Consider the following 18,880-nt stretch of genomic DNA (forward strand, 5'->3'; position numbering starts at 1 on the left):
CTAACCCTCTATTCTAATGTCGTCCGTAGCTGACAAAGCTCTGCCCAAGCAGGCTCCATGGCTGCGAGCAAACTTTGGTAAACGCGATATTTCCTTTGGTAAAGCTCATGTTCCTTAGCCTGAGGCTCAAAGCGATCCTTGACCCGAACCATTTTTTCGACAGCTTCTTCTAGACTCAAATCATCCACCGCTTGCAAGCAAGCAATGGCACCGCCCAGACCACCCAATTCTGGCGCTTCAACCGTCTCTACTGGGATATTTAAAATATCAGCGAACATCTGCATCCAAGCTGGCGAATTTGTCGCACCGCCTGACAAGCGCAAAGCGCGCGGTCTTTGCTCAACCGTCGCTAGCAAATCATCGATATGCTGCTTGTGCGCATAGACAATCCCCTCATAAACCGCCCGAATCATCTCTGACTTGCTGGACTGGGTTGTCAGACCAAAGAAACAAGCCTCAGCAGCTCTGCTGATATTGTTGCCATAAAGAAAAGGGAAAAAGAGAATCTTGCTGTAAGAAGCGTCCGTCTCCTGCAAAAACACTTCCAGTACATCGTAAATAGAGGAATTTGAAGCCTTGAGATTTTGGATTTCCTCCATCATTAGCATTTTTATCATAGCATCCAAATTACCCGCCGAAGTTGGGCTGCCTGCCTCTATCAAAAAATCGCGATTGGGAAAATAAGAGTGCATCAAGCCGCTATCTTGGCTGACTGCCGTCTTGCTGGGATAAGTATTGATATTCCAAGTGCCTGAAATCACGCTAAAAGTGTTGGCGTCTAAGACGCCAGAGCCGATTGCGCAAGCATCAATATCAAAGAGCCCACCAACCACAGGCGTTCCTGCAAGAAGTCCCGTTGCTGCGGCAGCTTCTTGGGTCAAGCCACCAACAAACTCTGCATAGTCCACTTGGGGCGCCAAAAACTCGTACATTTCTTCAATACCAAAGAAAGCCGTAATTCTTTTGTCGTAAGTGCCCGTCTGGAAGTTAATCCAGTGATTGCCCGAAGCATCTCCAATCTCTTGCTGAATACGCCCAGTCAGCTTGAAGCGGACATAGTCCTTGGCCGACAGAATTGCCCCAATATTCTGGTAAATCTCTGGTTCATACTCTTTGAGCCAGCGAAGCAAAACGGGATTTTGCACGGCAACAACATGCTGGTGCGTCAAGTCCCAGATTTCGTCTAGCCGCTCCTCAAATTCTTGAGCCAGCTCGACCGCTCGCTCATCTGTAGACAAGATACCGCGCGTAAATTCCTGACCGTTTTTGTCCAGCAGATAGAGGCCTTTCCCATGACCAATACAGGCAAGAGCGCTGATGTCTTCTGCCTTAAGCTGGGCATTTTTGACAGCTTGCCTCATAGCCTGACGAATCCCCTGCCAGGTCTCTTTCAAATCCACTTCGCGATAGCCTGCTTTTTCCTCAATCTTCTTGGTACTAAAAGCAGACTGCCCTAATTGCCGCCCTTCTTCATCAAATACGATTGCCTTGGTATTAGTGCCCCCATAATCGATACTTAAAAAATATTTCATTTTTCTCCTCCGATTTCAAGTATAAAAGAAGCTGAGATTGCCTCACAGCTTCTTTATGAACAAGCATATGCGGCTTTAGTACAAGCCTAATTCCTTAGTCGCTGCATCAACTGCTTCACGGTTTGCTTGAACAGCCGACGGCTTAAAGTAAACGCGCTCTGCATTATTGTAGAGGACATCTTCTAGCTCTTCTGGCGTGAAAATATCCACGTGCTCCAGCCAAGTTGCCAACTCTTCATAAGTGTTAAAAGTAGCTGACCAAGGCGAATCTGTGCCCCAGATGATGCGCTTCGCTCCCAGCACTTCCTTAGCAATCCGAACATTCTTTTCAGATTTAGGGAATGGGAAAGTATCTGGACGGTCAATATCTTGGATAGCAGAAATATCTGTGTAGATGTTTGGTAAATCTTTCCACATGCTGAGTTCCGCCCGCAGACGATTTGGTGTATCTGCATGCGGGAATGACAAATGGCAGACAACAAAGTCAAGGCTTGGGTGCAAACGAGCAAGATTGGCAATAGCATCCGGCTGGTGGCTGATTTGGTCAAAGTTGCCATAGTCCACAGTGATAACGAAGCCTGGATAATCCAGCAAGTAGCTCAAAATCAAGCTGACATGCGGGTCGCTATCCAAGCGGAAAGGTGTCTTCTGTCCACGATAGCCGTGGATACCACCACCTTGGCTGATTTCAAATTTGAGTGCTCTAAAGCCCAGCTCTTCTACATGACGGCGAACAATCTGCATGGCATTTTCAGCAAATGGATCCACCGAAAATGCGCCTGTAAAGCGGTCTGGGTAGCGCTTAATCGCCAGATGAGTATAGTAGTTTTGATAGCCATTCAAGTGGCCTTGCAAAATCACCGCTTTCTCAATATCATTGGCATCCATGTACTTCAAGAAAGCCTCTGCTGTAAAGTCCTTGTCGCCATAGCCGTCTGGAATGAGCTTAATCAATTCACCGTCGTCCCAAATGGCATAGCCATTGCCCAGAGCATTCAGTCTGCCCTTGCCATTAAAACCAGCAATAGTATTTAAAATATGTGCATGTCCGTCAATTTTTTTCATGATACAGTCCTCCAAATTCAAATCTGTTATTCATTAGTCTTCGCTAATCATAATCTTTTCTTTACTTCCTTCAAAGCCACTATTTTTATCTGCCATTTTCCGCAAATAAGCGTAGATAGACTCGCGTTTTGTCCGTAGGAAGAAAAGAGATACTAGGTAAACAGCAATCGTCACACCAATCCAAAGCGGATTGCCCGAAATCCAAGCAAAGAAGACGAGACCCGTCAAAGGGTGAGCCAAAAGATTAAAACTCATAATCAAGACCACTCCTGCTGGCAAGACCGATCCATATTGCTGCACAGCTTCCGTATAAATTGGACCGAGGGCGCTAGCCGCATAAAGTCCCAGTGAAAACCAAACGATTCCGTTTAGGATCGCTTTGAGGATATTTCCTTTTGATACGGCGATCATGGCTTCAATCATAAAGGGAATAGCAATCAAGTCAACGACTGGAAGCGCGCGGTTGCCCGGCAAAATCAAGGAAATCAAGACCATGATTGGCACCAGAATGAGCCCCGCAATGATAGTGGCAGGTTCACCAAAACCAACTCCGTCATCCACTGCGATAAACCAACGTTTCTTGTCTGCCAGTCCGTTTTCTTCTTCGCTTTCTTTTTTCTTGTTCTTTTCGACCGCTTCAGCCAGAGGTCCGAAAGCGCTTGCAAATACGCCCGTAATCAAGGGGAAAATGGTCATAACGGCTGCAAGTGACATAGCAAAACCTAGAATGCCACCCCAGGCTTCCAAACTCGCCAGATTTTTCAAGCTACCGAGAATCCCGATAATCATCCCCAGCAAGAAACCGAGAGTCATGGGTTCTCCGAAAATTCCCAGCTTGGTTTTCAGCGATTCTGGATTGAGTTTGACCTTGTTGATACCGATAAGGTTCCACAGCGGATCCAATACTAAAGCTGGAATCAAGGTTTCGATATTGTGAATAGAGTTGATTGTTGCATTTTTGACTCCGTAGTATTCTGACCAACGCTCTGCTAGCACTTCTGACATAATCAGTGAGTAAAGAAGGACAAAGACCATGAAAGCAAATGAGAGGATAAAGTTTCCTGTTGCCGCATAAGCCATGGTTCCCCAAATCATGTAACCGAAGTTATTCCAGAGATTGGACGGTACAAAGACCCGCGTAATCCCAAAAAGGAAAAGAAGCAACTCAATCAGCAGACCAAAAACGAAGAAGGACAGACCGATTGAAGAAGAGAAGGCAGTCAGAGAACCCGTTTGCCAACCGATGTCAACGATAGGCAAATTGAACCCTGCCGTGTCAACCATTTGCTGGATGTACTTGGTTACCAGCGGTGTAAAAGCAGAGATGACCCAGCCAAATCCTGTCAAACCAACCCCCGCGCGCAGGGCACTGAAAAAAGCGCGCTTGGGACTGACTTTCAAGAACAGACTAACAATAAGAATCATTACTGGCACAACGATTGTTGCACCAAAAACATCGAAAAATTTTTGTAAGGCTTCTAGCATAGTTTTACCCTTTTTCCTTTATTTTATTTGTTTACGATATTGACAGGGTTCCCTTCGAAGAAGGAAAGAATATTCGCTGCGGCTTCTGCTGCCAAGGTACGGCGACCTTCAATCGTTCCCGTTCCTGCATGCGGCGCCATGATAACATTGTCCAAAGTGCGAAGCTCTTCAGAAACTTCTGGCTCAAACTCAAAGACATCCAAACCAGCTCCCGCTATCTCTCCAGTTTTAAGCGCTTCAATCAGGTCTTCTTCAGACACAATCGGACCACGCGCAGCATTGATTAGATAGCTTCTGTTCTTCATTTTCTTGAACACTTCTTTGTTAAATTTGTGGTGAGTGGAAGGTAGAGACGGAGCATGAATGGTAATGACATCAGCCTTCTCAACCAAATCATCAAATTCCACATAGCTAACGCCCAATTCTTTTTCCCTCTCCTCTGGCAATCGATAGAGGTCGTGATAGAGCACTTTCATCCCAAAAGCCTTGGCGAAGCCAGCCACAGTTGAACCAATACGCCCCATACCGTAGATACCAAGCGTTGCGCCCTCAAGTGTCAGCCCTTGATAGCGTCTTTCGCTTGGGTCAATCCAGTTTCCTGTACGGACAATCTTGTCATAGAAGGCTAAACGTTTAGTAGCGGCTAAGAGAAGGGCAAAAGTCATTTCAGCTGTCGGTACCCGCACGGCTTGCGGCGAATTGGAGACCACAATCCCTTTTTGTTTGGCGTATTCGATGTCCACATGGTCAAAACCAACCGCATTAAGAGAGATAATTTGCAAGTTTTTCCCCGCATCGATCATTTCCTTGTCCCCTTTTTGCCCCATTAAGAGCCAAGCGTCGTACTCAGGCAAGTGTTCCAGCACATAGTCGCGTGAAAACGGCTCCCCGTCTGAGTAGGTCACATCGTACTTTTCCATTAGCTTGACCAAGCCTTCCTTAGGCACAATTCCCGTCACAAGAACTTTCTTCTTAGGCATTCTTTTCCTCCTTTTGTAGTTCGTAAAGAGCAACTGTATTTTTCCCATTATTCGCCGAAAAGATATAGGATTTCCCAGCTTTTTCAAAAGCCAAACAGTTGCTAGAAGCAACTTCTGGAGCAATCATGTGTTCCAGAAAACGTCCATTTTCATAGGTGAAAGCAAGCAAGTGCTTCTTCCCTGAGCGCCAGCCAAACACAAAGGTTGGCTGACCGAGTAAAGTCCCCGACCAGATAGCGTGCCCAAAAGGCGTCGCTTCTGGATAAGCAAATAATTCCTCCTTAAAATCTTCTGACAAAATTCGCAAGCTATCGCCATGGAAAGCCTGGATAATCATATTTTCCAGACGACCGTCACCGTCCATGTCCAACTGCACAATATCGCTCGTTTCTTCATCAAAGAGCTGGATCAAAGTCCAGTCAGACACACCTTGTGGATAGTCCAAACGATAAATCCCTTCCACCGCTGTGATAAGCGAGTAATGCTCCGCGTGAACAGGATAGTAACCGTGATTTTTCTTGAGCCGTAGAGGCAATTCTTCTACACTTGTCAGTTGCCTTACCTGTTTATCAAAATGACCAACAAAAATTTTCCCGTCATCCGACCAGTCCTCGACAAACTGCTTGGAATTGGCAATCGTACAACCGATAAAAAGAATAGCTCCACGCTCATTGTCAACTAAATCAAAGCGATGCAGATAAGGAAAAGCCCCCACTTCCGTGATTGTCCACTTGCCCTCGCCCTCGAACTGTCCGTGTACAATCCGGCAATCCTTGGCATCAAAACCGGGATAAAAGCGCTGGGTTGCCAAGAAATCCAACGTTCCTGGCACTTGGATAATGGACATGGTGCCACCAACCTCGCTCCAAACCACCGTCCTTGCGAAATCGCGATTGACATCATAGGCCAAGCAGGCATTTTCGGTCTCCGAAGCCACCAAAAGATAGTCGTTAGCGCTATCGGTCAACCTTGCAACGGCATAGCAGGCATCCAAGGGGTCGCTTAATATTGTTTTACTATTCACTAGGTCTCCTTTCTAGACGAGCAATCAACCTTTCACTGCGAAATTATTTTCAAACTCCAGGTGAAGCGGTTAACTCATTTTCAAAAAAATAAAAGTGAACTACGTTTCCCTTATAAAATAGTGCTTTAATTACGGTTAACCGTTTCACTTTTCTACTATTACAGTATACACTATTCTCTTTATAATTGCAAGCGGTTTCAAAAAATTTTTTAAAAAAAGTATCCACTCGCGCGGATACTTCATTTCTAAAAAGAGCTTCTAAGAACTGTAAAGCTAGGAACGACAAGGAGTTGAGCAGGTTCCGCTGCTAGCTCTCCTCTTAATTTTTTGATTAGATGTTCTGCTGCCTCTTGACCAATTTTATAAGAATCTTGGCGAATACAGGACACATTCGGATTTAAAACCTCCATCCATTCCAAATCCTCGTAGGAACCCAGACCAAAATCACGGGGATAGCTGTAGTCGGTCTTGTTCAAGATTTTCATAAAATCAAGCAGGGCTGGGCCGTTCATGGTGAAAAAAGCGATTTTTTCTTGCCTTTGTTCAATCAACTGAAGAATTTTTTGAGCTGTCCCGTCTTGTCCCAAAACCAAAAGTTTCTCTGGGTCAGCCGAAACCTCTTCTTTAAAGCCCTGATAACGCATTTCCCTCGTCGAAATCCCCTCAATCGGAAAGGTGACAAAGTAAATGTCTTCATAGCCTGCCTTCTTCATTTCTGCCAAAAAAGCCTTGGTCGAGTCACGATTATTAGATACAACCGTGTCCAGCGTCACTTCTCTCGATTGCCTGTCCACTAGAACCGTCCGCTTCTTACTCAGCTTTTGAATCAAGGGCGAATTGGCATCCACCGTATCGAGAATAATCCCTGAGACATTCTGCTGCTGAAGTCGCTCGATATTTTCCTGCTCAATCAGCTGGTCATTGTCCGAATTGGTAAAGTTAACCGTGTAGCCGTATTTCTTGCAAGTGTCATGAATTCCTTTGATAACTGAGGAAATGAAGGGGTTGGTGATATCCGCAATCACAACGCCAATCGTCTTGGTGTCTCTGGTCACCAAACTCTGCGCCATTTTGTTGGGTTGATAGCGCGTTTCTTCAATGGCCAGCCGGATTTTCTCCCTCGTCTCCAAAGACATTTTCCGCATATTTCCATTTAAGTAATAGGAAATCGTCGCCTTGGACACCCCAACCAAGCTAGCAATATCATTGATTGTTACTTTTTTTGTCATTTTGTTCTTTCTAACTCATCAAATTGCATTTATTATATCACTTTAAAAATCAAGATGCCACTTAAAACCAACACAAAAAAGCAATCCCTGGGACTGCTCTTTGTTTTTTTAATGACTAGCGCCTTTTTGCCCATAGTAAGCGTTCGGTCCGTGTTTGCGGAGGTAGTGTTTGTCCATGAGGTATTTTGGTGCTTCTTTAACATCGGGTTTGATTTGCTCGGTGAAGCGCGCCATTTTGGCAACTTCTTCCAAGACAACGCTGTGGTAAACCGCAGCTTCTGGCGTCTTACCCCAAGTAAAGGGACCGTGGTTGCGCACAGTGACACCTGGCACTGCCATTGGGTCAATCTGACGTTCGCGGAAGGTTTCAATAATCACGGTGCCTGTTTCTTTTTCGTAGGCCGTGTTGATTTCGCTTTCTGTCAATGAACGTGCCGCTGGAATAGGACCATAGAAATAATCCGCATGCGTAGTTCCGTAAAATGGAATATCGCGCCCAGCCTGTGCCCAGCCAACCGCTTCCGTTGAGTGCGTGTGAACAACGCCACCGATTTTTGGGAAAGCCTTGTAGAGCTCCACGTGGGTAGGCAAGTCAGATGACGGATTGAGGTCGCCTTCAACGATATTGCCGTCCAAGTCGGTCACAACCATATTTTCCGGACTAAGCTTATCGTAGTCCACACCGCTCGGTTTGATGACAATTAAGCCCGCTTCGCGGTCCACCGCAGAGACATTTCCCCAAGTAAACTTAACCAAGCCATGTTTTGGCAGGTCACAATTAGCCTTGTAAACGCGCTCTCTTAATTCTGGTAACAGCATTAGTTTAACCCCGCTTTCTCAATGAGTGGATAAAGGAAATCTTGGGCTTCTTTGATAGCCGCCTTGGTTTCCTCTACTGTTGGACAATTTTCAGACCACATTTCAATCAAAAACGGCCCTTGATAATTGGTTTCTTTTAAAATTCTGAAAGTATCTTCCCAGTTGACACAACCTTGACCAAAAGGCACATCGCGGAATTGCCCCTTGGACTGCTCAGTCACAGGATAGGTATCCTTGAGATGCAGAGCCGCCAGGGCCTGGTGCCCGATAACAAACTCACTATAGAGGTCATTGTGCCAAGCTGAGAGATTACCTGTGTCTGGATAGACAAAGAGATAAGGCGAGTTGATAGCCTTTTCAACAGCCAGGTATTTTTCGATACTATTGATAAATGGGTCATCCATAATCTCAATCGCAAGAATAACCTGCGCTTGCTCCGCCCAATTACAAGCCTTACGTAGATTTTTGAGGAAGCGAGCTCGTGTTTCTGGCGATTTTTCCTCATAGTAGACATCATAGCCCGCCAGCTGAATGACCCGCACACCCAAATCCTGCGCCAACTCGATACATTGCTTCATGGTTTCCAGCGACTTGGCTTCTAGGGCTGGATTGTTTGACCCTAGCGGATAGCGGCGGTGCCCAGAAAAGCAGATAGTCGGAATGCGGACACCCGTTTCATAAACAGCCTTGACCACTTCAAAGCGTTCTTCCTTACTCCATTCCAAGCGCGCTAAGCGAGCATCGCTTTCATCGACTGACATTTCAACAAAGTCAAAGCCCAGCTCCTTGGCAAACTCCAAGCGTTCTTTCCAAGTGAAGTGCTTGGGCGTCGCCTTTTCGTAAATTCCAATCGGACGTGTCATAGCCTACCCCCAAATTCGACGAATTTCGTCTTTAATTGTTCTCCTATATTATATAATGTGAAAACGGAAACAAAAAGACCAAGAATTACACAGCGGACTGTTCACTCTTGGACTGTATGATTTATGATATTTTACGGATTATCTAATTTTCTCGTAGCTAGATAATAGGGAAGAATTTTAGCATAAGATTTCAATAGACCTTCTACGATTTCTTCTTCAGATGAATTTGCAGTCACAGGAACATCTGCCTTCACTAAAACTTTTCGGACTTCCTGACTTCTCACCTTCTCGCGTAAAGTACGACGATTTTCTTCGTTAGCCTTCATCTTTTGACTTTCTCCATCTGAGTATACTAAAAAATAAATCCCTTCTACCACTGGAACTTCTAGGACCTTGGCCTGCTTGCCTAAAGTTTGCTCATCTTTTTTTCTCTCTACAAAACTGACTTCTATAGAGATTCCCCAATTATTCTGATTTCCATACAAACGAAGAGCCATCATGGGCTCTGTTACATGTCCCTCTCTCTGTAAATAAACCCAGAAATGTGGTCGTAATCTCTGCGCTTGATTCATCCATTGACTGGTGGGGTGTAAATTCCAATCGGAATGCCTAGCTTGAAAACATTCCGCTAGGCGAGTAAATGCCTTTCGCGCTTCCTGCCCTTTTTGACGCAGGTCTAGCATTTTATCTTTTTCAGCCCCTGCTTTTTCGGGATTCCGGTACTGTTCCCCTTGATAAGCAAGATAGTCCTTGATTTCTTTCATTTTATTCCTTCTTTAGTTAGAAAAAAATCAGGTTTCCCCTGATTTTTCATTTTTTATTCTGTGTCAACTACAACGTAACGATTTGGTTCGTCACCTTCAGAGTAGCTGGTAACACCTTCCATTCGTGAGATGATACGATGGATAATTTTACGCTCGCTGCTTGACATTGGATCTGTCATCTGACTACGGCCTTCTTCCAAGACACGTGTAGCTAATTTTTGAGCGTAACTCTGTAACACTTCTACACGATGTTCTACATAATCATTGACGTTGATAGTAATGTAGAAAGTTTTTGAATAACGATTGTAGAGGTAATTTTGTGCCAAAAGTTGAAGGGATTTCAAAACCTTACCATGGTAACCAATGATACGGCCTGGCTCATTTGTATCAATTTGCATGTTGATAGAGCGACGGTTAGAGGTGCTAGAAATAGTTCCCTCAACATCCATATCATCGATGATTGCTTGAACATAATTGGTTACTTCTTCAACAACCTTTTCGGTGTCGTATGTTGGCTCGACTTTCAAACCAAGATTTTCTAAGTCGCTGCCTTTTTCAGGCTCAACTTCATCTTGAGTTTCTTCAGGTTGCAATTCTTTTAAAACTTCAATATGGCCTGTTTCTTCTAAAATCGTGCTGGCTTCTTTATCATTCTTAAGAATTTCAGCCTTGACTTCTTCAGAAATTTCTTGGCCTTCTTCTTCAATTTTCTTGATAGCAGCAACTACATGTCCCAAATCAACGGTTGCTTCGCTGACTGTTTTAACTGGATCATTTTGATCATTAATTTCTTTCGGAACACCTTTGATTGCCTGCTGATTCGCTTTTACAACAGTTGTTTCACTGATTGCTTCGATATCAACTTGAGCTGGTTTTGTACCAAAAAGTCCAAAAAATCCCTTTTTCTCTCTCGAAACAACTTTGATATGAGCTTTCATTCTCGGAATATTCAATTCATTCAATCCCTTTTGGATTGCTTCTTCAACTGTTGAACCTGTAAATAATACCATTATCAGATTTCTCCTTACTTTTTCTTTTTCTGTGCTTTCTTTAGAGCTTTTCTTTTCTTAACTTCTAAATCTTTCTTAGCTTGAACCCCGGCTTCGCGTTCAGCAATAATCTTGAAAGGATTGTTCAAAATATAGGTTTGCAATACTTGATAAGCATTTGAAACTGCCCAGTAAAGAGCGACACCACTTGGAGCAGATATTGCAAAAAAGAAGATTATAACAGGCATCCCATACATCATACCCGTCATGGCACCATTTTTCTCAGGTAAAGCTTTATTTGAAAGCCAGCTACTGAGGAAGGTGAATAGGGCAGCTAAAATAGGTAGTACGAAAGTGGTATCAGCTCCACCTAGATTAAACCATAAGAAGTGGCCTGTCTTCAAAAAATCTACGTTAGATAAAGCTTGGAAAAGAGCCAATAGAATTGGCATTTGAATCAAAAGTGGCCAGAAGGATGCGGATTGCTTAATGCCTAATTTTTTAAATAATTTACGTGTTTCCTGATCTAGCTTAGTACGACTTTCCATGTCGCGACCTGGATAACGTTCGCGCAATTCTTTGATAAGAGGTTGCGCCTCTTGCATTTTTCTGGAAGCCACCATTTGTGTTTGAAAGACTGGTAACAGTATTGTTCTAATCAAGACTGTGAACAGAATAATCCCTAAACCAATGCTGACATCAAATGACAAAAATCGAATAGTTTCAGCAAAAAAATAAACAAGTTTACTCCAAAAGTCTGCAGAATCTGCAGATACTTCACTAGTTGCACAAGCAGTCATTACCAACAAGGACAAACCTAACAAACTAGTCAATTGTAATTTCTTCTTCACTCTTATTTCCTTCCTGGTAAATCTTTGCTAATCTCAAAACATGAAGTAAGTTTTTTTCAATTTCTGCATATTCTAATAGTTCAACGCCTTTTCGAGCAATCACAACAAAATCGACATTATCAACAAGTTGATTACTATTTTGAATGAGAACATGCCGGATTCTTCTCTTGATTTGGTTTCTTGTCACAGCATTTCCTAATTTTTTACTGACTGATAAACCTACTCGAAAATGTGTCTCATTGTTTTCTAATCGATAAATAACAAATTTTCGATTAGCTACACTTGATCCCTTTTTAAATATGGCGTCGAAATCTTTCTCTTTTTTTACACGAAAGCTTTTTCTCAAAAATTCTACTCCATCTAATAAAACTACTACTATTATACCATAATTTTTCAAAAAGCCAATCATGGCAAGGTTTTAGGCTGGTTTGACTTCGAAAAAAGTAGCCATTCTTAAAAAATTTGACCAGAATCAATGAAATTTTACTAGTTTTATTAGAGAATACAAAACAAAAGCCACTCTTACGAGTGACTTTTGTAGGAGATTATTATGAAAAAGTTTAGGATTTCTATTAAATAAAGTTAGGAGGTCTTTATTTAATGATTAGAGTATACACACCTATCCTTAAATTGAACTTAAATCATTTTATTTTTTTATTAATTTTTAAAACTATGAATTGGAGCAGGAATCTGTCCTCCACGAGCAATGAAATCAGCCGAAGAAGCTCCATTGACTTTCATAACTGGGGCAGTTCCTAGCAAGCCACCAAACTCAATCACATCGCCTTCTTTACCCTTTGGAATGATACGGACAGCTGTGGTTTTCATATTAATAACACCAATTGCTGCCTCATCCGCAATCATAGCCGCAATCGTTTCTGCCGGAGTATCTTCTGGAATGGCAATCATATCCAATCCAACTGAACAGATAGCAGTCATCGCTTCTAATTTCTCAAGATTTAGGGAACCATTTTGCACTGCTGCTATCATACCCTCATCTTCTGAAACTGGGATGAAAGCACCTGACAGACCACCGACTTGGTTGCAAGCCATTACTCCGCCTTTTTTTACTTGGTCATTTAAAAGAGCTAAAGCGGCAGTCGTCCCATGAGTCCCAACTGTTTCCAGTCCCATTTCTTCCAGGACCCGAGCTACTGAATCCCCCACTGCAGGAGTAGGTGCTAAACTCAAATCAACAATCCCAAAATCAACACCTAGTCTTTCACTAGCCATCTGGCCAACTAATTGACCAATCCGAGTAATCTTGAAGGCTGTCTTTTTAACAGTTTCAGCAACTACATCAAAGCTTTGACCGCGAACTTTTTCTAAAGCACGTTTGACAACACCAGGCCCTGAAACACCTACATTGATAATAACATCAGCTTCACCAACACCATGAAAGGCTCCGGCCATAAAAGGATTGTCCTCAACTGCATTGGCAAAAACGACAAGTTTTGCAGCCCCCATATCTGAAAGCTCAGCTGTCTCCTTGATAATTCGACCCATATCAGCTACAGCAGTCATGTTGATTCCTGACTTTGTTGAACCAATATTTACTGAAGAGCAAACTTTATCAGTTTCAGCTAAAGCACGTGGAATCGAATTGATGAGTATTTCATCTCCTTTTTGATAGCCTTTCTGTACCAAAGCAGAAAAACCACCAATAAAATCTACGCCAATTTCTTTTGCTGCTCTATCTAAAGCTTTGGCTAACGGTACATAGTCCCTTGCATTTGTAGCAGCACCAATTAGAGAAATCGGTGTTACTGATACACGTTTATTGACAATAGGTATACCTAACTCAGCGGCGATTTCATCACCGACAGCCACTAAATTCGCCGCCTTAGTTGTAACTTTTTCATATATTTTATCTGCAGCCTTATCAATATCTGGATCAATACAATCAAGAAGAGAAATTCCCATGGTAATGGTACGAATATCAAAATTCTGCTCTTCAATCATTGCAATAGTTTCGGTAACTTGTCTAATATCCATAAGTACCTCCTAGATATTGTACATAGCATCGAAAATAGCCGCACTTTGAATATTGATTTTGACATTCAAGGTCTGGCCAAAGGCTTCAAACTCATTTCTTAGTTGAGTAAAATCATGTTTTTCATCACTGGATACTACAGCCATCATGGTGAAGAACTCATCCAAGACAGTTTGTGAAATATCATCAATATTTAATCCTAATTCAGCAATCTTAGTCGCAACACCTGCAACAATACCACCCTTATCTTTTCCAACAACAGTTATAATAGCTTTCATATTGGTCCTCCATCTTTGAAATCATAGAAAAATAACCATATCTATATTTTTCTTTTTTCTCAGTATAGCACATTTACTTCAAAAAAACTAAAAAACGCCTGCTTACGAAATTGTTCTTAAAAGAAAAACAATTTCGTAAACAAGCGTCTACCCTACCATCTTATGATGAGTGTTCCCGCTAGGACAAAAGTCCTAGCGGTAGACCAGAGCTAGACTAAGAGCACAGGGCTCCATCATCATAACACTCAACAAAATTGATGATTCTATACTAATTCGATGATCGCCATTGGCGCTGCATCACCACGACGTGGTTCAGTTTTAAGGATACGAGTGTATCCACCGTTACGGTCTGCATAACGAGGTGCGATTTCTGAGAACAATTTTTGAAGTGCTGTAGTAGAAGTGTACTTATCAGTTGCTTCATCATAGTTTTCAGATGCGATTTCATTACGTACGAAAGCAGCAGCTTGACGACGTGCATGCAAATCACCACGTTTACCTAGAGTAATCATTTTTTCAACAGTTTTACGGATTTCTTTAGCACGAGCTTCAGTTGTCACGATTGATTCGTTGATCAAAAGGTCAGTTGTCAAATCGCGAAGCATTGCTTTACGTTGTGAGCTAGTGCGTCCTAGTTTACGGTAAGCCATGTATTCCTCCTTTATTTATCTTTTAATCCAAGACCCAAATCAATGAGTTTGAGTTTCACTTCTTCCAAACTCTTGCGTCCAAGATTTCTTACTTTCATCATCTCTGCTTCAGATTTTTCTGTCAAATCATGCACAGTATTGATACCAGCACGTTTCAAACAGTTATATGAGCGTACAGACAAGTCAAGTTCCTCAATCGTACGTTCCAAAATACGGTCGTCCGATTCAGTATCAGCTTCTTTCATCACTTCTGCAGATTTAGCAATCTCTGTAAGATTTGTAAACAAATCAAGATGTTCTGTCAAAATACGTGCTGAAAGCCCTAAAGCATCTTCTGGAATAATAGTTCCATTTGTCAAGATTTCAAGGGTTAATTTGTCGAAACCATCATTGCTTCCTACACGAGCAGGTTCAACTTGATAGTTAACTTTTGTAACTGGTGTATAAATAGAATCTACAGCAAGTGTTCCAACTGGGGCATTATCTTTTTTATTTTCATCTGCAGGTACATAACCACGACCAGTGTTTACAGTCATAGTTGCTTTAAATGAAGCACCTTCTCCGATTGTGAAAAGATAATGATCTGGATTTACGATTTCAATATCACTATCAGTTAAAATATCTCCGGCTGTCACTTCAGCAGGACCTTCAACATCAAGTTCAATAGTCTTTTCGTCTTTTACATATGATTTAACTGCAATACCTTTAATGTTCAGAATGATTTGCATCACGTCTTCGCGAACACCAGGAATTGTATCAAATTCATGTAATACTCCATCGATATCGATAGATGTAACAGCTGCTCCTGGAAGAGAAGCAAGAAGTACACGACGAAGAGAGTTACCAAGTGTTGTACCGTATCCACGTTCTAGTGGTTCGATTACAAACTTGCCATAATCTTTATTTTCATCAATTTTTGTTATATTTGGTTTTTCAAACTCGATCATTTAGTTACTCCCTCTTAAACGAAAAGCAGTGTAAAGGTAATGATTATACACGGCGACGTTTTGGAGGACGAGCACCATTGTGTGGCACTGGAGTCACATCACGAATTGCTGTTACTTCAAGACCAGCGGCAGCAAGAGCACGAATAGCTGACTCACGACCAGAACCTGGACCTTTTACAGTAACTTCAACTGATTTAAGACCGTGTTCTTGTGCAGATTTAGCAGCAGCTTCTGAAGCCATTTGAGCAGCAAATGGTGTAGATTTACGAGAACCTTTGAAACCAAGAGCACCAGCTGATGACCAAGCGATTGCATTACCATGCACATCAGTAATCATAACAATAGTGTTATTAAATGTAGCGTGAATATGAGCAATACCAGATTCGATATTCTTTTTCACACGACGTTTACGTGTTGGTTTAGCCAAGACTTTTACCTCCTATATTATTTTTTCTTACCAGCAATCGCAACAGCTTTACCTTTACGAGTGCGAGCGTTGTTTTTAGTGTTTTGTCCACGGACAGGAAGTCCACGACGGTGACGAATACCACGGTATGAACCGATTTCCATCAAACGTTTGATGTTCAAGTTCACTTCACGACGAAGGTCACCTTCAACTTTAATTGCATCCACTTCACGACGGATAGCATCTTCTTGATCTGATGTAAGGTCACGAACACGAATATCTTCTGAAACTCCAGCAGCTGCCAAAATCTTTTGAGATGTTGCAAGTCCGATACCATAGACATAAGTCAATGAGATAACTACGCGTTTGTCATTTGGAATATCAACTCCAGCAATACGAGCCATGTTTTCTCCTTTCTATCTTATCCTTGACGTTGTTTGTGTTTTGGATTTGCTGGGCAAATTACCATAACACGACCATTACGACGAATTACTTTACAGTATTCGCAAATTGGTTTGACCGATGGTCTTACTTTCATTTCTTATCCCTCCAAGTTTTTCGATTATTTAAAGCGGTAAGTGATACGTCCACGTGTCAAGTCATATGGACTCATTTCAACAGTAACACGATCTCCCGCTAAAATACGAATATAGTTTTTACGAATTTTACCAGAAACTGTTGCTAAAATCTGATGTCCATTTTCAAGTTCAACCGTAAACATTGCATTCGGCATCGTATCGACTACTTTGCCTTCAACTTCAATCACATCGTCTTTTGCCACGCAAAAGTACCTCCCTAAATTTCGATTTGATGTCTCTAGACACAGAGACAACAATTATAAGTCAGACTAACTCAGTATAACATTTGTCAAGACATTTTGCAAGCCTGAAAAACGCTTTTATTTCAAATTTGTCAATACCTTTTCGATATCTTTAAAGACATCATTGATATCTTGGTTGCCTTCGATATCATGTACTAGACCTTTAGCACGATAGTGAGCAATGATTGGTTCACCTTGAGCAATATTGACATCCAAACGACGTTTTACTGTCTCAGGTTTATCATCCTCACGTTGGTAGTAATCTTCCTCTTTGTAATCAACTGGTGGGTTGAATACTTTATGGAAAGTTTCGCCAGTTTCACGGTGAATGATACGACCACTCAAACGTTCAAGTAGGCAAGATGGATCTACTTCGACGTTGATAACACCTTCAAGTTTAATTCCAAGTTCAGCCAATGTTTTATCTAAGGCATGAGCTTGCTCAATTGTACGTGGGTATCCATCCAACAAGAAACCAGTTTCTTTAATATCATCTTGAGAAAGACGTTCTTTAACAATTCCATTTGTTACTTCATCTGGAACCAATTCGCCTTTATCGATATAAGACTTAGCTAGTACACCCATTTCAGTTTGGTTAGCCATTGCTGCTCGGAACATGTCACCTGTTGAGATGTGGGCAACGTGAAACTGTTCAACAATTTTCGCTGCTTGTGTCCCTTTACCTGCACCAGGTAAACCCATAATCAAAAGATTCATGATTCAAACTCCTTTTTTGTATTTAAATAGAAGCAAAAATTCATTTCAACTCCTATTTAAAAACAAAATAGAAGAGAGGAGATAAAAATCTGACAATGTCTTTGATTTTTACACTCCACTCTCTGAGCAATAGTGAATTTTATTTTCTATTACAATTATTCTGTTGTATCTAAGAAACCAACATACTTACGTTTCAATAGATAACCTTCCAATTGTTTAATTCCTTCGATACCTGTAGAGATAATGATTAGCAAACTTGTTCCCCCAAAAGCGACAACTTCTGAAAGACCAAATAAATCTTTAGCTACAATAGGTAGGATAGAAATCACACCTAGGAAGATTGATCCGACTGTTGCGAGACGACGAAGAAGTTTTGACATATATTCTTCTGTCCCTTTACCAGGACGGACACCATGGATATAAGCTCCACTCTTTTGTAAATTTTCTGCTGCTTTCTCTGGGTTGATCTGTACAAATGTATAGAAGAATGTAAAGAGAATAATCAGCAAGGCATACATAGCTACACCAGTCGGAGTTGTTGTTGACAACATTTCCTGAGCTGTACGTACCCAAGCCCAATCGTGACCTGTAGCACTCAAAAATTGAAGAATGGCTGCAGGTGCTGCTGTGATGGAACTTGCAAAGATAACTGGGATAACCCCTGCTGGGTTAATCTTCAACGGAAGATAGGAGCTTGATGGTGCACCTTGAGCTACCTTTGTATACTGAATTGGAATCTTATATTTAGCTTGTTCAACGTAAGTTGTAAAGTAAACAATTAACAAAACAGCGATGATTAAAATAGCGACAAAAATGAGAGACGATGTCAAACGACTACTTGGTACATTGACAAAGTAATCTACATAAATGCCCTTAATCATGTCAGGTATTGAAGCAACAATCCCTGCAAAGATAATCATTGAAACACCATTACCATATCCCTTATCTGTGATTTGTTCTCCTAACCAGGTTACAATCATGCTACCTGCAGTTAAAATGATACCAATCATAATAAACACTTGCGGAGTCAAATCAGTAGTTAAAAGTTTAGCTCCTGAAAGAGCGTTAAATCCAGCAGTAATTCCGATAGATTGAACAAATGCAAGTACAAGCGCAATGTATCGAGTTGCTTGATTTAACTTTCTCCGACCAACTTCCCCTTGTTTGCCCCACTCCACAAATTTCGGTAATAAATCCATTTGCAAGAGTTGGACGACGATTGACGCTGTGATGTAAGGACTAACTCCAAGAGCAAAAACTGAAAAGTTTTTCATAGCATTCCCTGACACCAAGCTCAACATATTCAAGAAGGATAGACCACTCAAAGCGTCCAAGCTGTTTGCATTTACCCACGGAACAGGGATACTAGTACCAATACGAAAAACAAACACGATAAAAATTGTAAATAAGATTTTTGATCGAACTTGCTTAACTTTGAGTGCTTCTCTCAATAATTTAAAAAACATAG

General features: G+C 41.8%; 22 protein-coding genes. All 22 read right to left on the bottom strand.

The window, feature by feature from the left end:
• Positions 1 to 8: 8 nt before the first annotated feature.
• The 22 genes from ACWPUA_RS06725 to secY all read right to left on the bottom strand — a co-directional run bounded on the left by ACWPUA_RS06725 (position 9) and on the right by secY (position 18,878).
• Entirely contained in the window at positions 9 to 1,532 is a 1,524-nt protein-coding gene (locus tag ACWPUA_RS06725; RefSeq protein WP_454379981.1) for an FGGY-family carbohydrate kinase, read from the bottom strand.
• A gap of 75 nt (positions 1,533 to 1,607) precedes the next feature.
• Positions 1,608 to 2,597 (bottom strand): amidohydrolase family protein, encoded by a 990-nt coding sequence (locus tag ACWPUA_RS06730; RefSeq protein ID WP_032907832.1) that lies wholly within the window; start codon positions 2,595 to 2,597, stop codon positions 1,608 to 1,610.
• Between the two features lie 33 nt (positions 2,598 to 2,630).
• Positions 2,631 to 4,082, bottom strand: coding sequence for a PTS galactitol transporter subunit IIC (locus ACWPUA_RS06735; protein WP_454379983.1), 1,452 nt, complete (start codon positions 4,080 to 4,082; stop codon positions 2,631 to 2,633).
• Positions 4,083 to 4,105: 23 nt separating this feature from the next.
• Positions 4,106 to 5,062, bottom strand: a complete 957-nt coding sequence (locus tag ACWPUA_RS06740) for a 2-hydroxyacid dehydrogenase family protein (RefSeq protein ID WP_454379985.1) — start codon at positions 5,060 to 5,062, stop codon at positions 4,106 to 4,108.
• Positions 5,055 to 6,086 (bottom strand): hypothetical protein, encoded by a 1,032-nt coding sequence (locus tag ACWPUA_RS06745; protein WP_454379987.1) that lies wholly within the window; start codon positions 6,084 to 6,086, stop codon positions 5,055 to 5,057. Before ACWPUA_RS06745 ends, ACWPUA_RS06740 begins: the two co-directional genes overlap by 8 nt.
• 245 nt (positions 6,087 to 6,331) lie before the next feature.
• Positions 6,332 to 7,315 carry a LacI family DNA-binding transcriptional regulator gene (locus ACWPUA_RS06750; RefSeq protein ID WP_454379989.1) on the bottom strand — a complete coding sequence of 328 codons (984 nt, stop codon included), beginning with the start codon at positions 7,313 to 7,315 and terminating at the stop codon, positions 6,332 to 6,334.
• Positions 7,316 to 7,423: 108 nt separating this feature from the next.
• Positions 7,424 to 8,134, bottom strand: a complete 711-nt coding sequence (locus ACWPUA_RS06755; protein ID WP_454379991.1) for an L-ribulose-5-phosphate 4-epimerase — start codon at positions 8,132 to 8,134, stop codon at positions 7,424 to 7,426.
• On the bottom strand, positions 8,134 to 8,997 hold the full coding sequence (locus tag ACWPUA_RS06760) for an L-ribulose-5-phosphate 3-epimerase (RefSeq protein ID WP_454379993.1): 864 nt from the start codon (positions 8,995 to 8,997) through the stop codon (positions 8,134 to 8,136). Before ACWPUA_RS06760 ends, ACWPUA_RS06755 begins: the two co-directional genes overlap by 1 nt.
• Before the next feature lie 131 nt (positions 8,998 to 9,128).
• Positions 9,129 to 9,761, bottom strand: a complete 633-nt coding sequence (locus tag ACWPUA_RS06765; RefSeq protein WP_454379995.1) for an HI_0552 family protein — start codon at positions 9,759 to 9,761, stop codon at positions 9,129 to 9,131.
• A gap of 53 nt (positions 9,762 to 9,814) precedes the next feature.
• The gene (gene jag, locus ACWPUA_RS06770; RefSeq protein ID WP_454379997.1) at positions 9,815 to 10,771 is read right to left on the bottom strand and encodes an RNA-binding cell elongation regulator Jag/EloR; all 957 of its coding nucleotides are present in this window, start codon (positions 10,769 to 10,771) and stop codon (positions 9,815 to 9,817) included.
• A gap of 14 nt (positions 10,772 to 10,785) precedes the next feature.
• Entirely contained in the window at positions 10,786 to 11,601 is an 816-nt protein-coding gene (locus tag ACWPUA_RS06775; RefSeq protein WP_454379999.1) for a YidC/Oxa1 family membrane protein insertase, read from the bottom strand.
• On the bottom strand, positions 11,576 to 11,947 hold the full coding sequence (gene rnpA, locus ACWPUA_RS06780) for a ribonuclease P protein component (protein ID WP_454380099.1): 372 nt from the start codon (positions 11,945 to 11,947) through the stop codon (positions 11,576 to 11,578). The genes ACWPUA_RS06775 and rnpA overlap by 26 nt, the downstream gene beginning before the upstream one ends.
• Before the next feature lie 311 nt (positions 11,948 to 12,258).
• Complete coding sequence (locus tag ACWPUA_RS06785) at positions 12,259 to 13,596, bottom strand: PFL family protein (protein WP_454380001.1); 1,338 nt, start codon at positions 13,594 to 13,596, stop codon at positions 12,259 to 12,261.
• A 9-nt stretch (positions 13,597 to 13,605) separates the two neighbouring features.
• Positions 13,606 to 13,872, bottom strand: coding sequence for an ACT domain-containing protein (locus ACWPUA_RS06790; protein ID WP_006149010.1), 267 nt, complete (start codon positions 13,870 to 13,872; stop codon positions 13,606 to 13,608).
• A gap of 263 nt (positions 13,873 to 14,135) precedes the next feature.
• Positions 14,136 to 14,522 (bottom strand): 50S ribosomal protein L17, encoded by a 387-nt coding sequence (gene rplQ, locus ACWPUA_RS06795; RefSeq protein WP_004251124.1) that lies wholly within the window; start codon positions 14,520 to 14,522, stop codon positions 14,136 to 14,138.
• Between the two features lie 11 nt (positions 14,523 to 14,533).
• On the bottom strand, positions 14,534 to 15,469 hold the full coding sequence (locus tag ACWPUA_RS06800) for a DNA-directed RNA polymerase subunit alpha (RefSeq protein WP_004251121.1): 936 nt from the start codon (positions 15,467 to 15,469) through the stop codon (positions 14,534 to 14,536).
• Between the two features lie 43 nt (positions 15,470 to 15,512).
• A complete protein-coding gene (rpsK, locus tag ACWPUA_RS06805; protein ID WP_001118385.1) occupies positions 15,513 to 15,896 on the bottom strand; it encodes a 30S ribosomal protein S11 in 384 nt (127 codons plus the stop codon).
• Between the two features lie 17 nt (positions 15,897 to 15,913).
• On the bottom strand, positions 15,914 to 16,279 hold the full coding sequence (gene rpsM, locus ACWPUA_RS06810) for a 30S ribosomal protein S13 (protein ID WP_004251117.1): 366 nt from the start codon (positions 16,277 to 16,279) through the stop codon (positions 15,914 to 15,916).
• A 17-nt stretch (positions 16,280 to 16,296) separates the two neighbouring features.
• Positions 16,297 to 16,413 carry a 50S ribosomal protein L36 gene (gene rpmJ, locus ACWPUA_RS06815; protein ID WP_001808836.1) on the bottom strand — a complete coding sequence of 39 codons (117 nt, stop codon included), beginning with the start codon at positions 16,411 to 16,413 and terminating at the stop codon, positions 16,297 to 16,299.
• Between the two features lie 24 nt (positions 16,414 to 16,437).
• The gene (infA, locus tag ACWPUA_RS06820; RefSeq protein ID WP_001029883.1) at positions 16,438 to 16,656 is read right to left on the bottom strand and encodes a translation initiation factor IF-1; all 219 of its coding nucleotides are present in this window, start codon (positions 16,654 to 16,656) and stop codon (positions 16,438 to 16,440) included.
• A 117-nt stretch (positions 16,657 to 16,773) separates the two neighbouring features.
• A complete protein-coding gene (locus ACWPUA_RS06825) occupies positions 16,774 to 17,412 on the bottom strand; it encodes an adenylate kinase (protein ID WP_454380004.1) in 639 nt (212 codons plus the stop codon).
• Between the two features lie 155 nt (positions 17,413 to 17,567).
• Positions 17,568 to 18,878, bottom strand: a complete 1,311-nt coding sequence (secY, locus tag ACWPUA_RS06830; protein WP_414257333.1) for a preprotein translocase subunit SecY — start codon at positions 18,876 to 18,878, stop codon at positions 17,568 to 17,570.
• Between the last annotated feature and the right edge of the window lie 2 nt (positions 18,879 to 18,880).

Source organism: Streptococcus sp. Marseille-Q6504, from assembly GCF_965111625.1.